2 protein-coding genes are annotated in these 1,165 nt (G+C 27.2%); both read right to left on the bottom strand.

The window, feature by feature from the left end; translation table 11 throughout:
• Positions 1-290: pentapeptide repeat-containing protein (locus tag BKK47_RS12255; protein ID WP_208603987.1), on the bottom strand; the 290-nt coding region annotated here is incomplete at its 3' end.
• A gap of 303 nt (positions 291-593) precedes the next feature.
• A complete protein-coding gene (locus BKK47_RS12250; protein WP_143529638.1) occupies positions 594-1,061 on the bottom strand; it encodes a hypothetical protein in 468 nt (155 codons plus the stop codon).
• Positions 1,062-1,165: the final 104 nt, after the last annotated feature.

The following is a 1,165-nucleotide window of genomic DNA, read 5'->3' as shown; positions in this document are numbered from 1 at the left end:
CTATTAAACTTACAGTTATCAAATGAGGTTTCAGACAAACCTGCTGTTATAAATGAACAGTTATTAAAATGACACTCCATAAAAGAAGTTTTTACAAAAAACGTCCCCCGAAAAGATACATTATTAAAAATAACTTTATCCAATGACATTTCTATAAATTCAAATCGATGAAAATCAACGTGATTGATAATCTTATTATTGTTTAATAAGTGAATCAAATCTAATCCATTAGAGTTAATTAGTTCACTATTAATTTTAAATAAAATATCTTCAATGCATTCTTTTTTCATATTCCCTCCTTTATCTCCAATCCTTAATATCAGGTACTATATCTTTTAATGGTTTTATCCTATAAGGTTGGGATGGGGAACCACACCTTGGGCTATTGGTGAAATTTGATCGCATAACACCCCTGCAACTATCCTATGATTACCTTCAACGATAACATTATTATCCATTTTTACAGCTGGAGAAACACTTCCCTGTTCAATTAATAATGTAAAATTAGCATTGATATAGATACTCTAATGATCCATAGCGATTTGAGCAAGCATAATCATAAGCAAAAATTTTTATTTATGATTTATAATTGACTATCCTCTAAGAAAAATATTATCACCACCTAAATAATCATTTATTCTAACAATCATTAGTCTAATATTATCTTCTGAATTTTTTACAAATTTTTGCTCGCTCTTAAATACTAACACATATATCAACCAATCTCTCAATCTGATCAAATTATCTTTATCAATCATTGATAAGAGAGTGCCAATATCATATTCATCGTCAATTTCATAAGTAAAATTAAAGCAAAATGAATAGAAAAAATCATCTATAATTTTAGTATAGTTATTTAACCATTCTCTTTGTGCTATAGGTAAGAAATAACACCACCCTTCTATACTTAAATTAGAGAAAAGACCAGAAGGAGAAAGCAAGTTAAAATCTATTTGATCCTCTTTTTTTAAAGAGAAAATGTAATCGCACTCAAAATCCCCCTTAATAAGCTTTAATATATCAATAGGAAACGCTCTCAAATCAATTAATTTTATCTTCATAAAATCACCCCATTGTAAAATTACCTTATTCAATAAAAACAATCTCCATACCTAACAAATTATCAATTTTTGATATAATTAATCTAATACTATCACTAGAATTT

This window comes from Rodentibacter mrazii (assembly GCF_001998825.1).
GTDB classification, from domain to species: domain Bacteria; phylum Pseudomonadota; class Gammaproteobacteria; order Enterobacterales; family Pasteurellaceae; genus Rodentibacter; species Rodentibacter mrazii.
This window is presented reverse-complemented; position numbering and strand designations above follow the sequence as displayed.